General features: G+C 41.6%; 17 protein-coding genes. 5 read left to right on the forward strand and 12 right to left on the reverse strand.

Translation table 11 applies throughout. The features are described from left to right. Position 1 precedes the first annotated feature (1 nt). From ACZ5WS_RS15840 to ACZ5WS_RS15865, 6 genes are read right to left on the reverse strand one after another with little or no spacing between them, the layout of a single operon-like run. Positions 2-640: an ATP-binding cassette domain-containing protein gene (locus ACZ5WS_RS15840; protein WP_178956894.1), complete on the reverse strand. Its 639-nt coding sequence runs from the start codon at positions 638-640 to the stop codon at positions 2-4. Positions 641-662: 22 nt separating this feature from the next. Further along, positions 663-2417, reverse strand: a complete 1755-nt coding sequence (locus tag ACZ5WS_RS15845) for an ABC transporter permease (protein ID WP_464711896.1) — start codon at positions 2415-2417, stop codon at positions 663-665. Then, positions 2414-3691, reverse strand: a complete 1278-nt coding sequence (locus ACZ5WS_RS15850; protein WP_464711898.1) for an ABC transporter substrate-binding protein — start codon at positions 3689-3691, stop codon at positions 2414-2416. The genes ACZ5WS_RS15845 and ACZ5WS_RS15850 overlap by 4 nt, the downstream gene beginning before the upstream one ends. Continuing rightward, a complete protein-coding gene (locus ACZ5WS_RS15855; RefSeq protein ID WP_464711899.1) occupies positions 3678-4484 on the reverse strand; it encodes a DUF547 domain-containing protein in 807 nt (268 codons plus the stop codon). The genes ACZ5WS_RS15850 and ACZ5WS_RS15855 overlap by 14 nt, the downstream gene beginning before the upstream one ends. 1 nt (position 4485) lies before the next feature. Further along, positions 4486-6639 (reverse strand): FAD-dependent oxidoreductase, encoded by a 2154-nt coding sequence (locus ACZ5WS_RS15860; RefSeq protein ID WP_464711900.1) that lies wholly within the window; start codon positions 6637-6639, stop codon positions 4486-4488. 17 nt (positions 6640-6656) lie between these two features. Further along, positions 6657-9008: a TonB-dependent receptor gene (locus tag ACZ5WS_RS15865; protein ID WP_464711902.1), complete on the reverse strand. Its 2352-nt coding sequence runs from the start codon at positions 9006-9008 to the stop codon at positions 6657-6659. A 236-nt stretch (positions 9009-9244) separates the two neighbouring features. On the opposite strand from ACZ5WS_RS15865, the gene ACZ5WS_RS15870 reads away from it, so the two are divergent. Continuing rightward, positions 9245-9658: a hypothetical protein gene (locus ACZ5WS_RS15870; protein ID WP_054201343.1), complete on the forward strand. Its 414-nt coding sequence runs from the start codon at positions 9245-9247 to the stop codon at positions 9656-9658. A 345-nt stretch (positions 9659-10003) separates the two neighbouring features. On the opposite strand, the gene ACZ5WS_RS15875 is transcribed toward ACZ5WS_RS15870, so the two are convergent. The 4 genes from ACZ5WS_RS15875 to ACZ5WS_RS15890 all read right to left on the reverse strand — a co-directional run bounded on the left by ACZ5WS_RS15875 (position 10004) and on the right by ACZ5WS_RS15890 (position 16572). Further along, positions 10004-11671 carry an RluA family pseudouridine synthase gene (locus ACZ5WS_RS15875; protein ID WP_464711903.1) on the reverse strand — a complete coding sequence of 556 codons (1668 nt, stop codon included), beginning with the start codon at positions 11669-11671 and terminating at the stop codon, positions 10004-10006. A 135-nt stretch (positions 11672-11806) separates the two neighbouring features. Continuing rightward, a complete protein-coding gene (locus ACZ5WS_RS15880) occupies positions 11807-13855 on the reverse strand; it encodes a S9 family peptidase (protein WP_464711905.1) in 2049 nt (682 codons plus the stop codon). A 138-nt stretch (positions 13856-13993) separates the two neighbouring features. Further along, positions 13994-15226, reverse strand: a complete 1233-nt coding sequence (locus tag ACZ5WS_RS15885; protein WP_464711906.1) for a threonine/serine exporter family protein — start codon at positions 15224-15226, stop codon at positions 13994-13996. Between the two features lie 122 nt (positions 15227-15348). Continuing rightward, entirely contained in the window at positions 15349-16572 is a 1224-nt protein-coding gene (locus ACZ5WS_RS15890) for a glycosyltransferase (protein WP_464711908.1), read from the reverse strand. A gap of 275 nt (positions 16573-16847) precedes the next feature. On the opposite strand from ACZ5WS_RS15890, the gene ACZ5WS_RS15895 reads away from it, so the two are divergent. Beyond that, positions 16848-19310, forward strand: a complete 2463-nt coding sequence (locus ACZ5WS_RS15895) for a S9 family peptidase (protein WP_464711910.1) — start codon at positions 16848-16850, stop codon at positions 19308-19310. 181 nt (positions 19311-19491) lie between these two features. After that, positions 19492-20109 (forward strand): LysE family translocator, encoded by a 618-nt coding sequence (locus ACZ5WS_RS15900; protein ID WP_198522766.1) that lies wholly within the window; start codon positions 19492-19494, stop codon positions 20107-20109. Between the two features lie 72 nt (positions 20110-20181). Here ACZ5WS_RS15900 and uvrA read toward each other — a convergent pair whose 3' ends face one another. After that, on the reverse strand, positions 20182-22743 hold the full coding sequence (gene uvrA, locus ACZ5WS_RS15905; protein WP_464711912.1) for an excinuclease ABC subunit UvrA: 2562 nt from the start codon (positions 22741-22743) through the stop codon (positions 20182-20184). A 497-nt stretch (positions 22744-23240) separates the two neighbouring features. Here uvrA and ACZ5WS_RS15910 point away from each other — a divergent pair, with 497 nt between their 5' ends. Next, a complete protein-coding gene (locus ACZ5WS_RS15910) occupies positions 23241-24095 on the forward strand; it encodes a PA4780 family RIO1-like protein kinase (RefSeq protein WP_464711914.1) in 855 nt (284 codons plus the stop codon). A gap of 180 nt (positions 24096-24275) precedes the next feature. Here ACZ5WS_RS15910 and ACZ5WS_RS15915 read toward each other — a convergent pair whose 3' ends face one another. Continuing rightward, positions 24276-24710 carry a hypothetical protein gene (locus tag ACZ5WS_RS15915; protein ID WP_464711916.1) on the reverse strand — a complete coding sequence of 145 codons (435 nt, stop codon included), beginning with the start codon at positions 24708-24710 and terminating at the stop codon, positions 24276-24278. Between the two features lie 515 nt (positions 24711-25225). Between ACZ5WS_RS15915 and ACZ5WS_RS15920 the strand changes: the two genes are divergently transcribed. Continuing rightward, complete coding sequence (locus ACZ5WS_RS15920; protein WP_464711918.1) at positions 25226-25720, forward strand: GNAT family N-acetyltransferase; 495 nt, start codon at positions 25226-25228, stop codon at positions 25718-25720. Positions 25721-25752 lie beyond the last annotated feature (32 nt).

Here is a 25752-nt window from a genome sequence, read left to right on the forward strand (position 1 = left end):
TTTATTTGGCTAAATTTAAGGTGATCAGTTTGCCGTTTGCGGCCTCTGCATCGCTATGATCGTGGGTTACCATAATAGCGGGCAATTTATGCTCGCGTATTTGGCTAAATACTAGCTCGCGCGTATCTACTCTTAATTGGGTGTCGAGCTTGCTAAAGGGCTCATCAAGTAAAATAGCTTTTGGCTCGCTTAATAGCATACGCAATAAAGCAACGCGGGCTTGTTGTCCACCAGAGAGGTTGTCGGGGTGGCGATTAGCCATGCCTTTTAATCCTACCTGTTCAAGGGCGTGCTCTATTTTTTCAAGGCGCCGTTTTTTATTGCCTTTAGGCATAGCAAAGGCAATGTTACCGCTTACCGATAAATGCGAAAATAATAACGCATCTTGATAAAGCACGCCTATGTGGCGTAAATGTGCGGGTAAGTTATTAATGTTTTTACCGTTAAGCCACACTTCGCCGTTTGCGCTAAAACCACTGGGTAATGTACCCGTAAGCCAATTTAAAAAGCTTGATTTACCACTGCCTGATGGCCCCATAATAGTGAGTATTTCGCCGCCTTTTACCTGCTCGTTTAAGCTTAGTAATTGCTCGTGTTGACGATAAAGCTCACAATTTTTAATCTCTAAAGATGACTGCATTAAAAACCTTTTAATTTATGGGTTAGCGATGTGCGCTTTTAAAAAAGTACTTAGGTAAAACCCACGCCAGTATAAAGCCAATGAGTGGTAATGCCATTTGCATAATGGCATACACTGCACTGGTGCGCCTACTTGCGCCATTAGCAAGGGTGACCGCTTCGGTTGTTATGGTTGCTATGCGCCCGCCACCGGCTAAAAGTGTAGGCAAATATTGGCCAAAGCTAATGGCCAAACCAAGTGCCGCCGCAATTAAAATAGGGGCAAATAACTGGGGTAATTTTACTTGTAAAAACACTTTGCAGGGTGTTGCGCCAAGGCTTGCTGCTACATGAGCAAAACGAGGGTCTAATCGCCTATAACTGCTCGCAAGCGATAAAAACACATACGGCAGTACAAACAATAAATGGGTAAATACCACATTAAAAAACGCGGCCTGGTTATTTACTAATTGTTGCAGCCACACTAGGCCAAATAAAAACGCAATACTTGGTACAAGCAACGGTAAATAAATAATTAAGCAGGTAAAGCGCGACATGGGTTTTGCACTTAACTGCTCTGACTCTAAGCACAAAAGGGTAATAATAATGGCAAATAACGTAGTAACTAGCCCTATAGCAAGGGTATTATAAAGCGGGCTTTGCATTTGCATTAGCGCACTTTTAAAGTGAAGTAGCGTGAGCTGATCGGGCAATGCCGCCGGAAAACGCCAAAATCCGGCAACCGACCACATAATTAAGCCAATTAACGAGAGCAAAATAAAGCCAATTACAAATACTGTTAATGCGGTCGTTATTTTTTGCCAATAAACACCGCCATATTCTCGCTCGCCATTGGTAAGTAAATCACTAAATAATGCTTTTATAGTTTTTTCGCCGCCAAGCCAAAGAGCTAGTAAACCCCCAGTAAGTGCAAGCTGCAATAACGCCCCCGCAGAGGCTTTAATACGCAGGTTTAAATCTACATCGTTAAACCAGTGCATAATAGCGACTGCCAAGGTGGGTGGTGTATTTGGCCCCAGAATAAGAGGCATTTCTACACTTGCGCTGGCATAAGCCAATACGGCTAAAATGGGTAGGCGCAGTAATGGGTAAAGGCTTGGCAGTATCACTTTAAAAAAAGCAGTCATAGGGCAGTAGCCTAAATTAAGCGCTACTTGATGTTGTTGGCGCAGTTTTTTGCCAAGCTCAGGCTGAGCAAGCACACCTAGCGCCATTAACAGTAAAAAAGGCAGCTCTTTAAGGGTTAAGCCTAAAATTATACTAATACCAAACGCGTCATGCGGAAACATGCCGTTAGGCGCAAGTTCCCACCCACTAAACCAAGGCGATACTAAACGCGAGATCATGCCCGAAGGAGCAATTAAAAAACCAACCGCTATAGCCGCTGCCGCGTGGGGAATTACCAGTATCGGGCTCAATAAACGCTGAATACGGTTAAGCCACGGGCTATTAAAAAATGCCCCTAAAATCATTAACGTAATGATAAAAGCTAGTAAGGTACTTATTAATCCGCTGCCAACACTTAGCATAACCATGTGTGTTAGGCCGGGTGTTTGCATGAGCATAGTAAAGCCATGTAGGCCAAGTGTTGTGTGCTCAAGTACCGGCGCATAACCAAAAGCGGGCAATAGCACGCTAATTAGGCCGCCTATTACAGGTAAAATAAGCAATGCCAGTAAAAAGCGTGGGCTTAATGTAACTAATTTACTAAACATATCGGCGCTTTTATGTGGTTTAAGCGTTGGGCTTGCTGCTAACTTATTTGAAACAACACTCATTGGCTTACTCCAAAACGCGCTTGCCAACCTTGCAAAATAGCATTTACCCAGCTTGGGTGAGGCTCACTTAGCGTGCGTTTAATGCTATTTAAGGGTAATGCGCTTGGATGCGGTTGCGTTGTTTTAAATAAGGCTTGTTGCTGTGGTGTTAGCGTTGATTGAATAAGTACGCTTTTATCGCCCCATATAGGCGCTTTTTGTTTTTGAGCTTGCGCCTTTGGACTTAATAAAAAATTAGCCACTAATTGTGCACTTTGCTGGTGGCTTGCATTATAAGGTATGGCTACAAAGTGGGTGTTACTTAAACTGCCATCTTGCATAGCATAACTGCGAATACTTTTAGGTAAATCATAACGTTTAACGGCGGCGGGCACTTCGGGTGCTGAAAACGTAAACGCTATGCTTAGCTCGGTGTCGCCTACTAAACGGCGCATTTGTGCACCACTTTGCATAAAGTGTTTACCGCCGCGCCAAAGTGTTGGGTGCAGCTTATTTAAAAAGTTCCATAACGGGTTTAATATTTGAGCTGTGTTTTGTGCAGTAGCTGGCTGATTTAACTGCGCTTTAAGTGAGTCATCGCTTTGTTGATGTAGCATAACAAGCGCGTATTTTAAAAAGCTCATGCCTAAAAAGTCAGGCGGCTTTGGGTAGCTAAAGCGCCCTGGGTTTTGGGCGCTCCAGCTAAGTAATTGGTTTAGGGTTATTGGTAGTGTGTTATTTGCAGTGCCGTCAATTGCTAAACTGTCGTAGTAAAAGGTGAGTGAAGCTTGACCCCAAGGTGCTTCCATTCCATTAGTGGGTATTCCAAAATCAAAATTAACAGCGGGATTATTGCTAGGGTCGGTGTAGCTAAAATTAGGCAACTTATTAGCCCATTGTTTAAGTAATAATGAGTGCTCGCTCATGGTGGCAAAGTTAGCACCGTTTATCCAAATTAAATCTACGCTGCCTTTATCGTTATTGTTTGCTGATTTTTCAGCGAGTACGCGGCTAACGGCCTCGCTGGTGTCGCTAAGCTTTACATGCACTAACTCAATGTTATATTTAGCTTTTACTTGCTCAGCCGCCCACTGAATATAGGCATTTATTTGCGCATCGCCGCCCCATGCATAAAAATATACGCTTTGGTCTTTACCTAACTTTTCAACTTGCTGCCAACGGCTTTGTAATTGTGTACTTGCTAGGCTTTTAAAACTAATAACAAGGCAAATGCAAAAGGCGACACAGAATAAGCTGTATCGCGATAATGTTTGCCAAAATTTATTGGCGAGCATTTAAATCCCAGTTGTAGTCTAAAAACTTAACTTTCATGTTGTTATTTTGAAGTGCTTTTTGCTGAGCGGGTGTCAGCTTGAGTGCTTTAGGGTATTGCATAAAAAACTGCTGTATCGTATTGGCGCCTTTAAAGCCTTGTTCAAAATCATCGCCGTACCACTTAAATATTGAAGACACACTTAGCGTGTTATCTTGCGCTATATTACGAGTCATATCTGATAAAAAACGCACCGTTTGCTCTTGCAGTTGGCTTTCTAAGTCAGTGGCATTGTATGCTTCTTCACGAAGTGCAGGGCAGCCAATACTTGCGCAATTTACTGCAAAGTGAATACGTGGGTCGTTATATTTACCATTACCACGTATTAAACCATGCTCTATATCATCAAGGCTGCGCGTTTTACCAAGTAATGGCACAAACTCTTTGCTCCACGGTGAGCTAAAAAAGCTGCCTAAATCTTTAATCGATTTAAGTTCTGGGTACTTAGTTAATATAAGCTCAACAGTAAAGGCATTATACGCATTGATTAAAAACGCAAGTTGCTTTGGTTTTTCCCACATATCAAACTCGTTTTGCGTAACCGCCGATAACGAATCTAAATAGCTTTTAAGCTCACTGTGCTTAGCCTTAATTGCTGCATAATCAACCTCAGTGCTGTGACCATGGTTAATAGCTACAACATGATTGTTTAATAACGCATCCCAGTTGTCGTGCATGTTTTCAGCTTTGCTTGCAAACGATGTTGCAAGCAAAGCTGACCCTAACAATAGCGCTTTTAAAGGTGTTTTAAACATATTAGCCTCTGCGCCATGCGTGGTATTTTTCAAGCATGTTAAGTACTTTTTCTGGTGCATGAGCGCGTTTCCACTCGCCTGCTGCGTACTTGTTACCTTCAGCCCACGTAGGGTAGCTATGAATTGTACCTAGTATTTTGTTAAGGCCTAAACCGTGTTTCATTGCCAGTACAAACTCAGCTATTAAATCGCCAGCGTGCTCAGATACCACTGTAACACCGAGTATTTTGTCTTTGCCTTTAGGGGTAATTACTTTTATAAAGCCTTTGGTTGCGCTGTCGGTAATGGCGCGGTCTAGCTCTTCAAATTCAAAGCGAGTGATTTCATAATCTATGCCTTTATCAATAGCGTCTTGCTCGTTTAAGCCAACACGTGCTACTTCAGGGTCAATAAATGTGGTCCACGGAATGACACGGTAATCTACTTTAAACTTTTTAAGATTACCAAATAAGCCATTTACTGCTGCGTACCAACCCTGGTGAGCAGCTACGTGTGTAAACTGATACGGGCCTACAATATCGCCTGCGGCAAAAATATTAGGATAGAGTGTTTCAAGGTATTCGTTTGTGACTACAGTGCGATTCGTTTCTATGCCGAGCGTTTCAAGACCATAACCTTCTAGGCGTGCGCTTCGGCCAACAGCACATAGTAGTTCATCGTATTCAATATCGATTTCGTTGTCGTTATGTTTTACCACAATGAGTTTTTTGCCATCGCGCTCTTCACAGCGCAGTGCCTGATGCGAGGTTAAAATGTTTACGCCGCTTTGCGTTATCGCTTCGTGAGCAAATTTAGACACCTCTAAGTCTTCTTTGATCATAATGCGTTCAGCCATCTCAATTTGCGTAACGCTTGAGCCTAAACGGGCAAAACTTTGTGCAAGTTCACACCCAATTGGACCACCGCCAAGTACAACAAGCTTTTTAGGGGCTTCTTCAAGCTCAGCAAATTTAGTCCATAATGTATCGCTTGTTACATAGCCTGTTTCTTCAATACCAGGTAATGGCGGTACAAATGGGCGTGCACCAGTGGCAATAACAATAGTACGGGCTGTGAGTGTTTGCGTGCCGCCATCGTTAAGTTTAATTTCTACAGTCCACGGGTCTAATAATTTACCGTAGCCTTTTACAACATCTACACCAAGGTTTGTGTAGCGCTCAACGCTATCGTGTGGTGCGATGTCGGCAATTACTTTATGTACACGTGCCATTACTTTTTTAAACGAAAACTGCGGTGCCATGTTTTCTAAGCCGTAGTGTTCACCGTGGCGAATTTGCTCAGCAATTTTAGCGCTTTTAATAACGGCTTTACTTGGCACACACCCGTAGTTTAAACAGTCGCCACCCATTTCGCCGGCTTCAATTAGGGTTACTTTGGCTTTAACTGCTGCTGCAATGTAGCTTGTCACTAAGCCGCCGGCACCTGCGCCAATAACAATCATGTTACGGTCAAACTTTTTAGGTTTAGTGTAATTTTTGTATACGCGACGTTTTTTTATTGCATTTATTAGGCTTTTTGCAATTAACGGGAATACCCCTAATAACGCAAACGATAAAATTAAATCCAGCGATAAAATGCCAGATAAGCTCTCTATTTGCGCAAGTTGCGTACCTGCGTTTACAAATACAAAGGTACCCGCCAGCATGCCTACTTGGCTTACCCAGTAAAAAGTCCATGACTTAATAGCGGTTAAACCCATTAATAAATTAATTAAAAAGAACGGAAAAACAGGCACTAAGCGCAGCGTAAATAAGTAAAATGCGCCTTCTTTTTCAACCCCAGTATCTATAGCGGCTAAACGTTCAGGAAAGCGTTTTTTTATGGTATCGCGCAATAAATAACGTGACACTAAAAAAGCCAACGTAGCACCAATGCTTGAGGCAAACGAGGCAACTAATAGACCTTGCGCCAAACCAAATAATGCACCTGCGGCTAGCGTTAAAATAGCTGCACCGGGCAGTGATAGCGCGGTCACTAATATATAAAGTAAAAAGAACCCTCCGATCACCAAAAACGGTGATTGAGTTTTGTACTGATCAAATTGCGCCATTGACCCTTTTAGCCCGTCAAGGGTAAGAAGCTGGTTTAGGTCATAAAAAAAGAATAAGCCGACACCTATCGCCGCCAGTAATAACAAACTTAATTTTTTTAACATGCTATCTCTCAAACGGTTTAAAAGTTATGGGTAAGCGTGAGCTTAGCGTTAATTGGTAATTCTGGGAACGCGAGCGTCGCGCCAAAATAACCGCCTTCAAATACAGGGCGCCAGTTTTGCTGATCGGTAATATTATTTACATCAAGCCTCAATTTAGTTGCTGAGGTAAACGCATAGCTGGTATTGACATTTAAGGTGTGCTGATCGCGAATGTATACGGTAGCCAAAAAATCCAATGGGTAGCTTTTAGTATACAGGGCAGAAAATCCAGCTTGCCACTGAGAAGTAATTGTATAGTTAGCGTTTAAGCTTAACGATTGCTCTGGGATCCCTTGTACTTGACGGTTTGAGGGAGCAAAAGCTGTATAACTTGGTGCACCAATGCTGTTACCCGCAATAATATCGGGACGCGAATTATCAAACGCATCGGCTATTTGAGCTGAGTCTTGGCCTGTCGCAGAGTTATCATAACGGGCATCAATGTAACTGTAGCCTGCGCTTACCCAGTAAGGGTAAGCGTCGTAAAATACTTGGCTTTCGAATCCGGTTGTACGAATGCCAGTATTGCTACCATCGCGATTACGTAAGCTGCGGCGTTGGCTAAATACAGCAGCATCTGCATACCAGTCGCTTTGTGTTGGCGCATATTTCACGCCAAACTCGACTAAAGTATTTTCCGTAGCAAAATTTTGTGCGCTAATTGTATTGTCACCACCTAACGTATTGCCGCCGGCCATGCTGTTAGAGGTGGCTTCGTTATAACTTGCTGCCGCATAAGTGGTTAAATCGTCATTAACTGAGTAATTAACGCTCAGCTGCGCTGATTGCAGTGTATCATTTATGCTATCACTAGCCACTATTTGACCTTGAGGCGCAATGGGGTCGCGTGCTTCTACATCATAGTAATCAACACGATAGCCAGCACTGGTGCGTAAGCTGTCAGTCCATTGTGAGTCTTGTTGAATGGCAATGCCGGTTTGCCATGAGCGTGAGTCTGTCGTATCTGATAAATTAAAATCACCACTGCCATCATTGTTAATATCGTACTGACCACCAGGGGATACATATACACCAGAACGTAGCTCTACCAAACGTGCTTTTTGAGTATCAGTTAATGGAATGCGGCGGTTTGAAAGTGGGCCAGTTAAATCAATAGGTGTGTCGGCTTCAGTAGTAAACTGGCTGTAACCCAATACTTTATTATAACGAACATCAACAGCAAATAAGGTTTGCTGCTCATCGCTCCATTGATACGTAAGTTCAGTGCGGTTTTGTGCGGTATCGGCACCATCAATTATTTCAACAAAACTATTTTGTGCTATTTCTTCGCGCTGCAAATGTTGAAAGTAACTAATGTTTTTAATCGACATTACATCAGACAGTGCGCGCTTATAAATACTGTGAACTAAATAAGTGGTTGCTTGATTGAGATTATCAGGATCGGTAAGCACACGGCTGGTATCTATTTTGACTTGTCCTGTAGGCGATATAATAGAGCCTGCGCTAGGCACTGTGCTGCCATTCGCTTGTAACCCTTGACCAGTAATGTAAAGATTATGATCGATAAGCGCTTGGGTAGGGCGGTTTATACCGGCGTTATCGGTAAATTCTGTTTGGTACAGTTCAAAGTTAATGTCCCAACTGCTTTTATCATCCGGTAAAATTTTTAATGCCGCAAACAAGCTATCACTTTGTGTGGCTGAATAGTCATAATAACTACCCTGATCAATATGTTCATAGCTAACACGTAAGCCAATTTTATCCTCAACAATCGGTGCGTTGTAATCTACTTGGGCACTATACTTATCCCAACTGCCTGCAGACAACTTCACATTGCCTTTGCGCTGATCAGTTGACGCTGTTTTAGAGTGTAAGTTTACGAAGCCACCGTTACGTTGGCTCGAACCAAACAATACAGGTGGTGCGCCTTTAACCACATCGATTTGTTCTATCGCATTAAACGACAACGGCACACCAAAACCATTATTACCCGCTTGGCGTCGAGTACCATCTTGAAATAACTCACCTAACTGGCCGCGGATCGTCGGTAAGCTTGGTGCACCAAAACCACTGGCCGCGTATGTATTAGGACTTACAGCGAGCACATCGTGCAATGTTGTTATATTTAATTGCTCAATTAAGTCTTTAGAGATAGGCGTCACAGAGCGAGCTATGTCTTGTAAAGCCAGGTTGTCGCCAAAAGGGCCGTTTACTGTGGTGTTTTTAATAGAGAGGTTTTTAGATTTAAGCGCTTGACCTGCCACCTCAATTCGCTCAATGGGGTCAGAGCTAGTTGTTTCATTAGCCTGAGCAGCTAATGCTACATTTAACAGGGGGGCGAGGGTTAAAGCTAAATACGTGTATTTCAAATCGTGTTTCTCTATTTTTATATGTTGATGTACACAAAAGACCAAGACAGGTAAAAATATCTTTCAATCAATTGCTAAAAATTTTTATTTTTTATCTTAGCGCTTAGATAATAGTGCCTTTAAACAAATCAACTTAAGATTAGTTTAGGTTTAATTTTAATTATTTGAAAATAAAAAAACGATTATACGGTCTTACTTGCCAATTAGTTTATTTATATCTTTTTTAAGGAAATTTTATGACAGATTCGATCAATACAGATGTACAAACTCGTTTGCAATGGTCGCTTTTATCGCTGCGCTTAGGGGTGTTTATTGTGATGGTAATGTGGACACTAGATAAATTTGTAAATCCGGGGCATAGCGCCCGTATTTTTGAACATTTTTATGGGATCAGTGGCTCTACCGATACTATTGCTTATATTTTAGGTGCACTGCAATTATTATTAGTAATAGCATTTTTAGTCGGTTTTAAAAAACGTATTACTTACGGTGTTATTTTTATAATGCATGGACTATCAACGCTGTCTTCTTACAACCAGTACATTGATGGCTTTAATAATTTACTGTTTTTTGCAGCATGGCCGATGTGGGCTGCGTGTTTTGCGCTTTATTTATTACGCGATCAAGACGTAAAATTTACCGTTAAATAATAAGCAAAAAAAATGGTTATAAGCGTTAGCCTATAACCAATAAAGTACACAGGGAGTGTAGGAAGTTCTGTTGAGCACAGTAAGCGGTTAGCAAGCCATTTACTGTGTGTGACTAAAAGCACTTATTGGTGCTTTAAGTTGCTGTAACAAATACGTACAATAATAAAAGCAAAGCTAATGCCAATTTTTAACAGTATGAATTTTATAGATATTTATATTGTTTGGGTTGTGGCTTTGCATAATGCAGGTAATTTTTTCTATATTGCAACGGTAAAAGTTACCTACTTTGCAATATGAAAAAATGGCACTGTTTTAGAATCCGATACAACTAAAAGCAGCGAAGATTTAAAAATCAGCGGCTACTTCAAATTCTAATCGTTCATGACTAATAGGATGGGTAAAAGCTAAATACTCGGCATGCAAATGTAGTCGGTCTGATTTTTCACCGTAGTGGGTGTCGCCCACAATGGGTGTATTTAACCCCAAGTGGTGGGCACAGTGAACACGCAATTGATGAGTACGTCCTGTTTTTGGATAGAGTTGTAAGCGGGTAGTATTATTTTTACGTTCCAGTACCTGCCATGTTGTTAATGACGGCTTCCCCGTTTTGTAACACACCATTTGCCGTGGCTTATCATCAAAATCAAGCACTAAAGGTAGCTCTATGCTGCCACTTTCAGCAGCAATATTACCCGCCACTAAAGCAACATAACGTTTTTCTACACTACGCTCTATAAACTGTTTTTGCAGTGCTTTATGCACCCGTTTATTTAACGCAATCATTAACAGCCCTGAAGTCGACATGTCTAATCGGTGCACAATAAGTGGCCCCGAAGCGTGTGGGAACTGAGTTTTGATTCGCATATATACCGAATCGTCAATATTAATGCCTGGCACAGATAAAAATTCAGCAGGTTTATTTACCACCAACAAATCATCATCTTGATAAACAATTGTTAGGTCTTTACCCTGTGCAGGGTTGACCAAGAGCGGGTTGTCTTCAACATTTAACCCCTCTAGCATATGTCCTAAAATAGGCTGGCATTTGCTGTAGCACGAAGGGTAATAATGTAAATGATGTCTTATTGCCGATTTTGGCGGTGCGCCCCACCAAAATTCGGCCATAGCCAGAGGCTTTAAATTATGTTTATAAGCATATTGTAATAATTTTGGCGCTGCACAATCTCCCGCACCTGAAGGCGGTGTGTGTTCGGGCAGTTTGGCAAAAATGGCATTCAAATCGGTCACTTCGCCGTTTGCATTTAAAAACTGGTATTGAGCGAATAGCTTTTTTTGTAAATTTTTAGAGAGTACTTTACGGCGTTTTTTTAATCCGTTAATTTCATCATCTATTGTGAGTTGTGCTTGTTCAAGCGCTGCAATGCGTGTTTGCCACTGTTGCTTTAATGCTTGTAGTTGTTTTTTCTCAACAATGCTCTGCCCAGCTAATTGGTTCTTCAGTTTTTCAAACTCATCATTATTGAGTTGTTCGCTGGCAACTTGTCGTTGCTGTTTTCGCTGTTTTCGAGTTACTTGCATCGCTTGCTGCTTGGCGATAAGTTGTTGCTCATAGTGTTGGCGAGCAGTCACTAACTGTTGCTCAATTTGTTGATAATTATCACTGTTTTGCAAGGCTGTAATTTGCGCATTAATATCGTTAATCACTTGGCTCTGCTGACTAAATTCTGCATCGTCTATATGTTTAAGTGCCACATTTGGCGCAAAATACAATTGCTCATCTATCCCCGCTATTTGCCCAGAGTAGGCGCTAATAAAGCCTAGCTGTTGCGACTCATCTTGAACAACCAATACGCCAAACATTTTACCGGCATCAATATCATCTGTATCTAAAATAGCCTTATCTAGCTTTTTTAATTGTTGTTGTAATTGTTTTGCAGCGGCAACGGCCAGCGGATGAGGTTTATAATAAAAGGGAAACGTAAACTGCTCAGGCAGTGCAAGGTTATCTATGTTTTCATTAAAAGTGGTAAAGCAGCTAGCAGGGTTTGACATGGCAATAGTGTGATTAGCAGTTATCAGAATAATTAGTCAGAGTGTAACATAAGCAGCGCTGTGCCACTAAGCATGCCTGGCATTACTAACAAAAAGGCCAACATATTATGTTGGCCTTTGCTATTAAGCTAAGACTTATTTGTTAGCGTCTTTCACTGCTTTTAATTTAGCTGCATGGTCAATTTCAAATGCAGGCATGTCTTTTTTGCCTTCCATTAAGTAGTTGTCCATCCAACGCATTAAACGCAAGCTGTAATCGTACTGTGCCGCTACTTTACGGTTACCATGGCCTTCGCCTGGGTAGTAAACAAGGCGAACATCTTTACCTTGTACTTTCATGTAACGGTAAAGTTCCATAGATTGCGCAGGGTGAACGCGAGGATCGTCTTTACCATGCATAATAAGCAGTGGCGTTTCAGATTGACCCGCCCAGTAAATTGGGCTGCGCTCTAGATACCATTGCCATTTATCCCACGGGTATGAACGCGCATGAACTAGGTTCATTTCGTTTGAAATATCAGTAGTACCAAATTTAGATAGCTGGTTAGTGACACCCACAAACATAACACTGGCAGCAAAGTGCTCGGTTAGCTTAGTTGCGCCCCACGCTGATGCATAACCGCCGTAAGAGCCACCGGTAATACCCACACGTTTAGTATCAACTAATCCCATATCAACAAGGTGACTTTTAAAATCAACTAAGTCGTCAAACTCTTTACCTGCGTAATCGTTTTGACCCAGTTTAGAGTAATCTACGCCTTTACCTGTTGAGCCACGGTAGTTAGGGTAAAATACCGCGTAACCACGTGCAGCGCCCATTTGACCAGGACGCGAGTAGTTAGTTACCCAGCCATTTTTATCATGACTTTCAGGGCCACCGTGTACCGACATAATTAGTGGGTAGCGTGTGCCTTTTTCATAATCGAGAGGGTAAACTAATACACCATCAAGTTCTACACCGTCACGTGCTTTGAGCGTAATTGTTTCTTGTTTAGCAAAGCGTTTGTCGTTTAACCAGCTGTTTGAATCAGTTAAACGCTTTGCCTTGTTACTGCGCACAATAAAGACTTCGTTAGGGTGTTTTGCCGTGTTACCACGAAGTGCTAGTGTTTTATCTGAATCAGAAACACTTAGCTGTGAGGCAATAAATTTGCCCTCTTTTACTAGCTTCTTGTATTTGTTAGAGCCGGTTTTAATGCTCGCAACAAAACTTTCTGTGCCCACATTGGCAATAAAGTTAAGCGTGTTACGTTTATGCGACCATTCAAAGTCAACAACGTGGCCCATAAAGTTAGGTAACCATTCAGTGATTTCGGCGGTTTTAGTATCGGCAATAAATAAGCGGCCAGTTGCAGGGTCGTGCTTATCTTCTGCACCTAAAATAGCAATGTATTTCCCGTCATGAGAAAGCTCGGCATCGCCTAGCTTACCTTCAGTTTTAAACGATAAGGTGACCTTGTTGCTGGCAATATCAAACAAGTGCCACATCGATTTTGTGTATTTATCATCAATTAGTGCAGTAGGTTGAGTTTTAACCAGAAGCTTTTCACCATTCGCAGCCCAATTAACGTCACTCACGTAGCTATCAACATTGAGTGCGGTAGGGGTAAGTGGCTTGTCGGCTTTAGCTAAATCTACAATAAAAAGCTGCTTGTTTTTAAGGCCTTGCTCGTACACTTCTGCTTTAAAGCCAAGTTTTTTAAGTTCTTTTTCTGACTTATCAGCAGCTGGCATTGCTAAAATAGCGACTTGCTTGTTATCAGGGCTTAACTGATAGCTTGAAATAGATGTGTCTTTTAATGACATAACCGCTTGTGCTTGGCCGCCATCAACAGGTATTTGGTAAAGCGAAGTATATTTGTCGTCTTTTAATTTCGCTAAAAAGTAAATTGTTTTGCTGTCGTTTGACCATTGTAGGCTTTTAATATTAACTGAACCGGTAATAAAAGGGCGTTCAACACCTTTATCGTCAACAACATAAAGCTCACTGTAATTGCTGCCATTTTCGTCAACGTAAAGCGTGCGAGGTAACGAACGGGTAAATGCAACACTGTCGCCATCGGGGCTAACGGTTGTTTGTATTACTGATTTTACTTTTGGAATGTCTTCAACAGTAATTGCTGATTGCGCAAATGCAAGTGAGCTTGAAAGCCCAATTGCTATCGCTAAGCTAGTTTTTAGCATTGTTATTTCCTTTGCTTTATTAGATTTCAGCCATTATAGCAAGGTGTTCTCAATATACTAAAAAATGCGATTAATCCTCAAAAGAGGAGGTTTAATGTTGTAGTTATGCAAAAGCGCGGCTTAAAACCGCGCATAAATCTATAGACTCTTTTTAGGAGGAAGTGCCACGTTTGCAAAAATAAGTCCGGCCACGAGCGACATGAAAATTAAAAACGTTTGCTGACCAATATGATCTGCATAAACAAAGTCTTGGCCTTCAATCAGTGAGTTTAAACCAATATACGTTTTGCTCCCTGGTACCAATACAATTAGGCCTTGCATAGCAACAATTGAGGCCGGGGCATTAGCAACACGGTTAAATAAATTACTGAACACACCAACAGAAAATGCACCAATAAAGGTCCCTAATGTGTAATTTAAATCTAAATAAATGGCAGGCCCAATACTAGTGCCATAAGCTATAAAGCCTGAGGCAATAGACCACATTGCATGTTTAAGCTTTGTTCTAAAGATAACGATTAAGCTACTACACAAAAGTAAAATAGCGAGCCATGCAGTCCACTTTGGTAGCGGCTCAGGTTGTACGAAATCGGCTTGACCAAATACCGCAAAGCCAATAGCAAGACCAATAAAAGCCCCAAAATAAAGCTTAAACAGCAACATAAATGAGTCCATCACGCGTGCTGTGCCCGATACTAAGTGTCTGGCTGCAAGTTCAGCAAGGCCAAGTGCAAGGGCTAAACCGGGTATAAACACAATAATGGCAGAAAGTACAATTAATCGAATGTTGATGTGTGCATCTAAATGAACGCTAATAGCACAAGCAAGAATGGCCGACACTATCGCCACTAATGGCTCAAGCATGTGGGCCACACGTTTCGAACGAGCCGACCACAATACAAATAAGTACACAACAAAGGTCAATAAACCAGACCAAATAACATCATTCCAACTGGTGCCCATAAGCATGGCAAATGCGCCGCCAGAGGTAGCAAAGGCAACACCTGTCAGTACTCTATTATAAGGGTTTGGGGCCTCAAAAATGATATCAAGTTGCTGATCAACCTCTTGCAACGTGAGCTCGCCATTGAGCATTTTATTAACTAAATCGTCGGTATCGGCAAGTGAACCTAAATCGTGATCGCCTGGGTCAACGCGGGCAACATGGGTATATTCATCTTCATGGCCATCGGTCCAAATAACAAAGGTAACCGACGTGGGCGACATAACAAACGAAGATTTAAGATCTAAATAAGTCGCCACTTCCATTAAGTGGGCTTCTAAGCGATAGGCAGGGGTACCGTATTTATGGAGCATTTTGCCCAATTTAACGATAAATTTGCGTTTTTCAGTAAACGTTGCGGTTTTCAAATTTGTTTTGAACCAACTATTAAATAACTAAGCTAAAAATATAGGCAATAATGCTAAAATTGCCCAAGTTTATTTGCGGCGATTTTAAACACAAATCGCCGCCTGTCTAGTGATTTTTAAAGTTATTTTTTATTTTTTTCTGCTATCCACTGCGACATATATTGTGTACTGCGCATGGTATGGTGTTTGAGCATTTGACCCGTGAAATTTTTCATCCTGTGAGCATCTAAATTACTGCTTATTGAGTCGATTTTTTCAATTAATTGAGCACTTAACTGCACTTTGTCATACAGAGTATTAAGCAGAAGGCCGCCAGCGGCTTGTGCTTCGCTAAATTTAGCCTCGTTGTTGTATAAAGAGACTGCGGCATCTGCAAAAGCTTGCGCATCTGCTGTTACCACACCTGGCCAAGGTAGCGTGCTGTGCATACCTTCGCTGCCAATAGGCGTGGTGATGCTTGGGGTTTGCATGATCATGGCTTCTAAAAGTTTACCTTTAATACCTGCCCCAAAACGCAAAGGAGCTAAGCAAATCCGCGCACTTTGCATTACTTCATACGCATCATCGGCCCAACCTTTAATTAAAAAGCCGGTTTTAGGATTATTAAGCGCGGTGGCTTTTGGCGGTGGGTAGGAACCATAAATATGCAATTCTGCCTGCGGTAGTTGTTTGCGGATAAGCGGCCAAATTTTTTGTAAATAGAGTACCGCATCCCAGTTTGGGGCATGTCGGAAATTGCCAATGGTCATAAAGTGTTGGCGTTGTTGATACGATTTAGTTTGCTCAGGTAAGGCACTTAAATCAACCATAAATGGTAAGTGATGTAACACGCTAGGCTCAACTTTAAACACTTCATTGAGTAGTTCCATCTCATAGCTTGAGATAATTAAGCTAAGATCGCAGCGTAAAATAGCGGCTATTTCACGTTTAGCTATGTCTGATAGTAAATCGCTGTGGTTGAATTCGCGCTCACCTTTATGCGCCTCATGGCGTGCATTACGCAGGCATTGTAAATCTTCGGTATCCAAAATTTTAAGTGCATTAGGACAATGCTTATCTACGCGCCAGCCAAATTGCTCTTCCATCATAAAACGATCGAACATCACTAAATCGGGGTTGTAAGCTTTAACATAGTCATCAAAACTATCGCAGTTAAGAGCGATGCTTTGGCTGGTTATACCAAAGTCGGCGAGGTCAACCATGTGTTCGGTAGGCAGTGCGGGCGTGGCGAACTCAACACCCCAGTTTTGCGCCCTAAACGCATTTAGTAACGACATCATGTGCGTACCTGCAGCAGATGAATTGGGCTCTGGCCATACATAGCCAATTACCAGCACTTTTTTCATTGGCTAGATTCTCTAATTATTTGATGGAAAAACAGACTCAAACACAGTGGTATATTTTTAAAAGCTGTAACGGTATTTAAAAAGCAGAGTATGATTTCGAAAAACTAAAATGCTGCAAATTAATGGACATAAACAACCAATTTTAGCGTTGAGTAAATAGGCGTGTATTTTAGCGTATTCAGGCTACTTAAGTCATTACTTAGCTTAACACTTTATGAATGGTGCAAAACGTGTTTATATATCCGGTAATATTCAAAAATAAAAAGGATAAAAACATGAATGCTTTTAGGCTGTTAATTGCCTTGGTAGGCTGCATTGTTTTATTGCCTGCAAGTTATGCAGAGCAAGGATATCAAACCCCTTCACCTGCGCTTGCTACACTCGTAGATGCTAAGTTAGCCCCTACTAGCTCTTTATCAAATGATGGCCAGTGGCTTGCTTTGTTTGAACGAAAGCGTGTTGTGTCGCTTGATGAGCTGGCAAAAGAAGAATTTAAGCTTGCGGGAATAAAGCTCAACCCAGCTAACTTTTCACGCTCACGGGTTAGTGCTAAATACAGTGCGTTAGAACTTAAGCATGTAGAAAGTGGTACTGTGGTTAACGTAAATAATTTGCCGCAGGGGATTATTCGCTCCCCTCGCTGGTCAGCAAATAGCGAGTATTTAGCGTTTATTGTTGAACAATCGGATAACGCACGGCTTTGGGTTTATAGCGTTAAAACCAAGCAAGCAAAGCAGTTAAATGAGCTTGCACTTAATTCAGTATTAACTGCTACACCTTATCAGTGGTTACCCGATAGCACAGCGATTGTGGCTAATTTAGCGGTTAACTTAGACAAACCCAGATTAACCAATGATACCCAAAGTACGGTACCAGTTATTCAACAAAGTAGCGGTGAAAAAGCGCCAGCGCGTACTTATCAAAATTTATTAACCAGCCCATTTGATGAAGCACAGTTTAAGTTTTATGGCCAAGGGCAATTAGCATATATAACGCTTGATGGTAAGGCTCAGCAAATTGGTCGTGCTGGCTTATTTAAATCGTTTTCAATTTCGCCTGATTCAACCAATATTTTAGTCGCGACCATCGACGAGCCATTTTCGTATCAAGTGCCTTACAGCCGTTTTGCAACTACATGGCAAATATGGGGAATGCGTGGGTATGCTTTAGTCGAACTGGCTAAGCAACCCCTTGCCGACAACATTCCTCAAGGGTATGACAGTGTACGCACTGGTCGTCGTAATTTTGAGTGGCGTGCTGATCAGGGCGCAGAGGTTATTTGGGCCGAAGCGCAAGATGGCGGCGATATGAAAACTGAGGTTGAGCATCATGATTACCTTTATAGTTTACGTGCACCGTTTAAACGCGAACCAAAGTTGTTTGCAAAAGTAGAGCGCCGTTATGCAGGTATAGAGTGGGGTAATGACAGCATTGCCATGCTAAGTGATTGGCGCTTTAGTGACAGACAAGTGCGTACTTATGTTATTCAGCCACGTAATGCTGATAGCAATCGTGTGCTATTTTCAGAGCGCAGTTACAATGATGCTTACAAAGACCCTGGTAGTGCCATATATGAGCGTAACGACTTAGGAACACGTGTTATAAAAGTCGTTGGTGGACGTTACATTTACCTTCGTGGTAATGGAGCATCTGAGCAAGGAAATATTCCATTTTTAGATCAATACGATGTAAAAACAAACAGCTCTAAACGAATTTGGCAATCTGCTGCACCTTACTACGAGCGAGTGCGTGCTTTATTAGACGATGAAGGTAAGCGTATTATTACTATTCGTGAATCTAAAACGCAGCAGCCTAACTTTTTTATTCGTGATTTAGATAAAGATAGCTTAACGCAACTGACCCAATTTGAGCATCCGTATCCTGCATTTAAAGGGGTGACTAAAGAGCAATTACGTTATACCCGCGATGACGGCGTTGAGCTATCTGGTACGCTTTATTTACCGCCTGGGTATGACAAAACACAAGGGCCTTTACCTGTATTGATGTGGGCATATCCACTTGAATATAAAGATAAAGCGGTTGCTTCACAAGTGCGCGAATCAGAATACGAATTTACCTATATAGGTTATTGGGGCCCAATGCCTTATTTAGCTAAAGGGATTGCAGTATTTGACGATCCTAAAATGCCGATTGTAGGTGTTGATGGCAGTGAGCCAAATGATCACTTCAGAAAACAGTTGGTTTCTAGCGCCAAAGCAGCGGTTGATGTACTGGTTGAAAAGGGTATTGCTGATAAAGATAATATCGCCATTGCAGGGCACTCTTACGGTGCATTCATGGTGGCTAACTTATTAGCGCATAGCGACTTATTTAAGGCTGGTATTGCCCGAAGTGGTGCGTATAACCGCACATTAACGCCGTTTGGTTTTCAGGGTGAAGAACGTGATTTTTGGCAAGCACAAAGTGTGTACGCAAACATGTCGCCGTTTTTCCATGCTGAGAAGATTAACGAACCTATGTTAATGATCCACGGTCAAGAGGATCCTAATTCGGGAACTTTCCCAATGCAAAGTGAGCGTATGTATGCAGCGCTTAAAGGCTTGGGTAAAGAAGCGCGTTTAGTGATGCTTCCTTACGAAGCTCATGGCTACCGTGCCCGTAAAAGCTTATTACATGTACTGTGGGAGCAAGAGCAGTGGCTTGATAAGTATTTGCTTTTAGATAAAGAAGCAGATACTGAAACCACCGAAACGGTTGCAGACGTAAACGTAAATTAATGTGCTAAGAGTTTCGAGCTCGAGGTTCGGCAGCGCGAAATACTGCGCTGCTAACTCGGGCTAAGCTCGGTGCTCTTAGCCCGACTCTCGATACTGTTATTTCTAATTTACCGATAGCTATTTTTCCTTTACCCTTTCATTCAAAATTAACACCATTTTATTAACCTATTGCGAGCTTTAAATGATTGATGTAGCTGCACTTGCGGTATTTGTTCCTACGTTCTTTTTTGTGTCTATTACTCCGGGTATGTGCATGACATTGGCCATGACTTTAGGCATGAGTATAGGCGTGCGCCGAACTTTATGGATGATGATTGGCGAGCTATTAGGTGTCGCCAGTGTTGCGGTAGCCGCGGTGCTTGGTGTAGCCAGCGTTATGCTTAATTACCCCAGTGCATTTGATATTTTAAAATGGCTAGGTGGCGCTTATTTAATCTACATTGGCATTAATATGTGGCGTGCAAAAGGAAAAATGTCGGTTGATACGCATAACACAACAGCCGTGAGCCGATATTCATTATTTTCGCAGGGGTTTGTAACCGCCATTGCCAACCCTAAGGGATGGGCGTTTATGATTTCCTTATTACCTCCTTTTATTAATGTGCAATACAGTGTTGCGCCACAGTTAGCGGTGCTGGTGGCCATTATTTTGCTCTCAGAGTTTATCTGTATGATGATTTACGCAACAGGTGGCAAAAGCCTGCGGCTATTTTTAACCAAAGGCAATAATATTAAGTGGATGAATCGTATTGCGGGGAGTTTAATGGTGCTAGTAGGAGTTTGGTTAGCTTTGGGTTAAAAAAGAGCCCGAGGCTCTTTTTTATTTTGAGCATACAAAACTGCTAACCTTTTAATCTGAGTATGCGTGACTTTACTGCGCTTTTAAAAACGGCGCAGTACGGCTTTTTGTAGATTGCGCAACCTCGTTTGGTTTACCTTGTGCAACTATTATCCCGCCTTCGTCGCCGGCTCCTGGGCCAATATCAATAACCCAATCACTGTTACTGGCAACTTGCATATCGTGCTCAACCATAATGACGGTGTTCCCAGCATCAACTAAGCCATTTAACTGCGCCATTAGCATAGCTACATCTTTAGGGTGTAGACCTGTGGTTGGTTCATCTAAAATATAAAGTGTGTCGCCGCGCTGAGTACGTTGTAGTTCAGTGGCAAGTTTAATACGTTGGGCTTCGCCACCCGAAAGCTCGGTAGCAGGTTGGCCTAGACGTAAATAGCCAAGACCTACTTGTATCAGCGCATTTAGCGCGCGCAAAATAATAGGTTCGTCGGCAAAAAATGTATGCGCAGACTCAACAGTTAAATTAAGCACATCGGCAATAGTTTTATCTTTATAGGTAATGTCGAGTGTTTTTTGGTTGTAGCGCTTGGCGTTACACACAGGGCAGGGCGAATACACGCTAGGCAAAAATAACAGCTCCACGCTTACAAAGCCTACGCCTTCGCAATTTTCACAGCGACCCTTTTTAACGTTAAACGAAAAGCGACCGGCATCGTACTTACGCGCTTTTGCCTCTTTGGTATTGGCAAACAGTTTACGTACGTGATCGAATAAGCCCGTGTAAGTTGCAAGGTTTGAACGAGGTGTGCGGCCAATGGCTTTTTGATCAACCGTTACCAGGCGCTTTATGTGTTCAATGCCGTGAGTTATTTGCCCGCCAGTTGTTATATCGAGCTCTTGCTCGAGTAGCTCGGCTTCATCTGTAGGTATTTGTGGCTGCGATTTTTGCCCTAGTGCATCATAAACCAATTCAACAAGCGCTTGGCTTACTAAGCTTGATTTACCTGAGCCTGATACCCCTGTAACACTTGTAATAACCCCAAGCGGAAATTCTACATTAAGTTTTTGTAAGTTATTACGCTCAACATTTTTAAGCGTTAGCCATGCTTTTGCTGGGCGTTGTTTACTTTGTATTTGAGCTTGCTGAGATTCGTCATTTTTAAATAAATACTGGCTCGTGTGTGAGTTACTAATTTGCTTTAAGCCTGCAACAGGGCCGCTATAAACAATATTACCGCCACGTGAGCCCGCATTTAGTCCTACATCAACCACCCAATCGGCATGGCGAATAACACTTACGTCGTGCTCAACCACAAACACTGAGTTACCAGCGACAATTAGCTCATCTAGTGCGGCTAATAAGGCTTGTGTATCGGCAGGGTGTAAACCTGCTGAGGGTTCATCTAACACATACACTACACCAAATAATTTTGATCGAATTTGCGTTGCAAGCCTTAAGCGTTGTAATTCACCAGGCGATAACGATGGGGTGGTGCGTTCAAGCGATAAATACCCTAAACCAAGTTTGGTGAGTGCTTCAACGCGTTTAAGAATGTCGCCTACTATACGCTTTGCAACTATGGCTTTTTCGGGGTTTGCAGCGTTACTTTTAGCGGGATTATTAGCAGCAAACCTTAGCTTATCTGCCAGCTCATTGAGTGTTAGCTGCGAAATTTCGCCTATATCAAGACCAGCTACTTTAACCGATAACGACTCTTTTTTGAGTTTTTTTCCTTCGCACTGCGGGCACTGTGATATTTGCATATACTGCGATACGCGCTTTTTAGTACGTGGGCTTTGAGTGCTTGCAAACGACTGTAAAACAAAGCGTTTAGCACTTGTAAATGTACCCATGTAGCTAGGGCTTTCTTCATTTTTAATTGCCGCTTGTGTTTGCTCAAGTGTGTACTCAGGAAACACGGGCACTGTAGGTGTTTCGTCGGTAAATAAAATCCAATCACGGGCTTTTTTAGGCAGGGTATTCCACGGTTTATTAATATCGTAGCCTAAAGAGGTAAGAATACGGCTTAGGTTTTTACCTTGCCAAGCAGGCGGCCATGCTGCAATGGCGCGCTCTTTAATTGATTTAGTGGGATCGGGCACTAGTAGCTCTTCGGTGACGTTAAAAACGCGGCCAATACCATGGCACTCTGGGCAGGCGCCTTGTGGCGTATTGGGCGAAAACGCATCGGCGTAAAGTATGCCTTGCCCTTTGGGGTATTCGCCTGCGCGTGAGTAGAGCATTCGCAGCGCGTTAGATATAGTGGTTACACTACCCACCGATGAACGTACCGAGGGTGCACCACGCTGCTGTTGTAATGCTACCGCTGGTGGCAGCCCTTCAATCGAATCTACATCAGGCTCGTCTACCTGATCGATTAACCTGCGTGCATAAGGCGAAACTGAGTCAAGATAACGATGTTGCGATTCGGCAAATAATGTCCCAAAGGCGAGCGATGATTTACCCGAGCCCGATATACCGGTAAACACCACAAGTGAATTACGAGGCAGGTTTACATCCACATCTTTTAAGTTATGAACACGTGCGCCTCTTACTTGAATGCTGTGATCTGGGTTTAATAAGGCCGATTGTACATTATTAACCTCATGTGACTTTTTAGGTGTGGTTGCCATGTAATATATACTCCTGTGTAATAATCCTGTGTTTATTAATGTTCTATAAAGTATTAATAATAATGCAGTCTTACTGAATGAACGCTTAGCTATATGCTAGTTTTGCGTTTACATAACAGAAAAACTGCTAGTATAAACTTTAACCAAAGACAATAATATTAATTGACTGAAGCGTATTGCGGGGAGTTAAATGATGTAGGTAGAAGTTTGGTTAGGTTGGAATAAGTTAACAATTTTAGTTATGTATTTATTGTTTTTTTTATTTGTTAGCATTTTTATGCTGTTTTAATTAAATATGGGCTCAATAATACTTAAAAAGCAAAAAAGGCGGTTGGCTTTTTCTGTGTAGTCGCTTATTCTAGCTGCGTAATTTAGTCATTAAATGTAACTTTAAAGTTTACTAATAATTTATAATTTTCTTCAATCCCCAAAGGTATGCCTCGTTTGAACCACATAGCAAAACAAAAAGCCAACTCTGTATTTTTAGAAGGTGTCGTTTGAAAATACCTAAACGCCTACAGCCATTAGTTGATGATGGTTTTATTGATGAAGTGATCAGCCGTTTAATGAGTGGTAAAGAGGCCGATGTATTTGTCGTCGCCTGTGGCGATGACATTCGCTGCGCTAAAGTATACAAAGATGCCAGTAAGCGCAGTTTTAAAAAAGCTGCACAGTACCAAGAAGGGCGAAAAGTACGAGGTGGCCGCCAAGCCCGTGCTATGGGTAAACGTTCAAGCTATGGCCGCCAATTAGAAGAAGAAATTTGGCAAAATGCCGAGGTTGACGCGCTGTCGCGTTTATCCTCAGCGGGTGTTCGGGTACCGCAAACTTACGGCTGCATTGACGGTGTATTGCTAATGGAACTTGTAAGCGATGATGAAGGCGATGTTGCACCACAACTTGGCGCGGTTGATTTAACTGAACAACAAGCCATTGAGCAACATACATTAATGATGCATTACATCAAGCTCATGCTGTGCGCAGGAATTATTCACGGTGACTTATCGGAGTTTAACGTACTTGTAGATAGTAACGGCCCGGTAATTATTGATTTACCCCAAGCGGTTAACGCCTCTGCTAATAATAGCGCCGAAGCCATGTTTGCCCGCGATGTAAATAACATGCGCCGCTATTATGGCCAATTTGCACCTGCGTTATTACACACGCAATATGCCAAAGAAATGTGGGCACTGTTTGAAGATGCTAACTTAACCCCGCACTCAAAACTCAGTGGCGAATTTGAAGACGACAGCGAAGCGGCAGATGTAGACTCAGTACTTGACGAAATTCAAGCCGCCTTTGATGAAGAGCAAGAACGTAAAGAACGCATTCGCGACGCTGATGAGCAATAACCCTTAATTTACGTGCTGAGTTTTATATAGTTTTAACTATTAGATCAAAACTTAGCATGTAGGTATGAGCCATAAGGGATGAGTTTAGCTCGTCACTGCAAAATCTAAGTTAGTTCTGTCATTACTATCAACGGGAACCGACAGGTGTGCATTTAACTAAAAGCAGCTTGATACTATCCATTAATTAAATGCCATTGAGTCTGCAAACACATTTTCATTATCAGTGTAATAGTTGATAAATTCTTCCTCATTAAAATCACATTTATAAAAAAAAGACGTTGTGACGGTCTTTATATTATTTATGGTTATTTCGAATTCAGCCTGTGATGCTTTATTAAATAAAACACTACACTTAGTATTTAAGCCTAACGAATAAACTTTCCCATCAATTTCGATACTGTTGTTGCCTAAAGTAATTTCATTGGGAGTTGTTAATAAATGCAAAAAGTAATAGAGCCCTGTTAAATAGAAAAAAGGAGAAACAAACAAAGCAGCCTTTATCTTTACAGACTCAGAGTCATGTAAGTAATAGGTAGAGATCATGGATATTATTGAGAACAAAACAACCATAACAAAATTTGGAGAGAGCCAGTTTTTGGTAAATTTAAATATCATCTTCGATCGCAGAGGTAAGAGTGACGGTCGACTCAATAATTTAAGCTAACAGAAACTAAGGTTCTAAATTTGTGGCCTATCTTATTAAATTAACAATGGTATTTCTACATTTAAGCGCCTGAAAAAAATATGCACTTCGCCCATTCCCTTGTGTTTACCTGCCAATCTTTTTGACCAGGTTATTATGGTATCGTACAAAGCCCACCTTGTCGTATTTTCGACAACTTTTTAAGCATAAACGAGAGAGTCCTGAATAACTAAAGTTGACACTTTTGCGAAGTTAGACAAAGAGCGAGAAGCTGTTAGTCAGAGTTTTTCTGTGTGACGTGAAGTTTTGCTCGCTTGACTATCAGCTTGTTGGCGGTTTTTTCAATTTATTCTTAAAAGTTTTTTTGTTGTTATTTTTGAGTAGTTATCGTTTAATAACATGATGTTTTTTAAAGATAACTATTAGCGAATCTTCACCTCTTTAGTGAAAGCTAATGTCGGACCACACATAAGGAAATAGGTATAAAATGGACACTACAATACGAAAAGCTGAATCAACCGATATCGCTGCAATAAAAATGCTGTGGCAGTTTTACCAATATCATCAGAGTATATTTGACTTAGAAGATGTTGGTTTAGATGGTTGCTATGATATTGATGAAGAATATTTAGAATGTGTAGTGCGTGGTGAGGAAGACTGCATTATTTATCTTGTACTCGTTTCTAACCAAATTGCTGGTTTTGCTACCGTAGAACCAACTGAGATCGTTGGCAAAGAAATACCTGAGTTGGCTGATATTTTTATTCTACCCAAATATCGAAAACAAGGCATTGCCAAATTTGTTATTCAAAACTTGATGCCTGTTGAAACAAATCAGTGGCATGTAGCAGTTCATTTAAACGATAGTTCAGCGTTGAAATTTTGGAATAGTTTGTTTGCTAAATTAAACGTTGCGCGTGTTGATAATGTTGATCCTCCTGAAACAGAAGGCTACCACGAGTTTGTTATCACAAATAACTAGCAAGATTACAACGTCTTCTGCGCTTAAGTAAA

Source organism: Pseudoalteromonas sp. 11L1 (genome assembly GCF_055397545.1).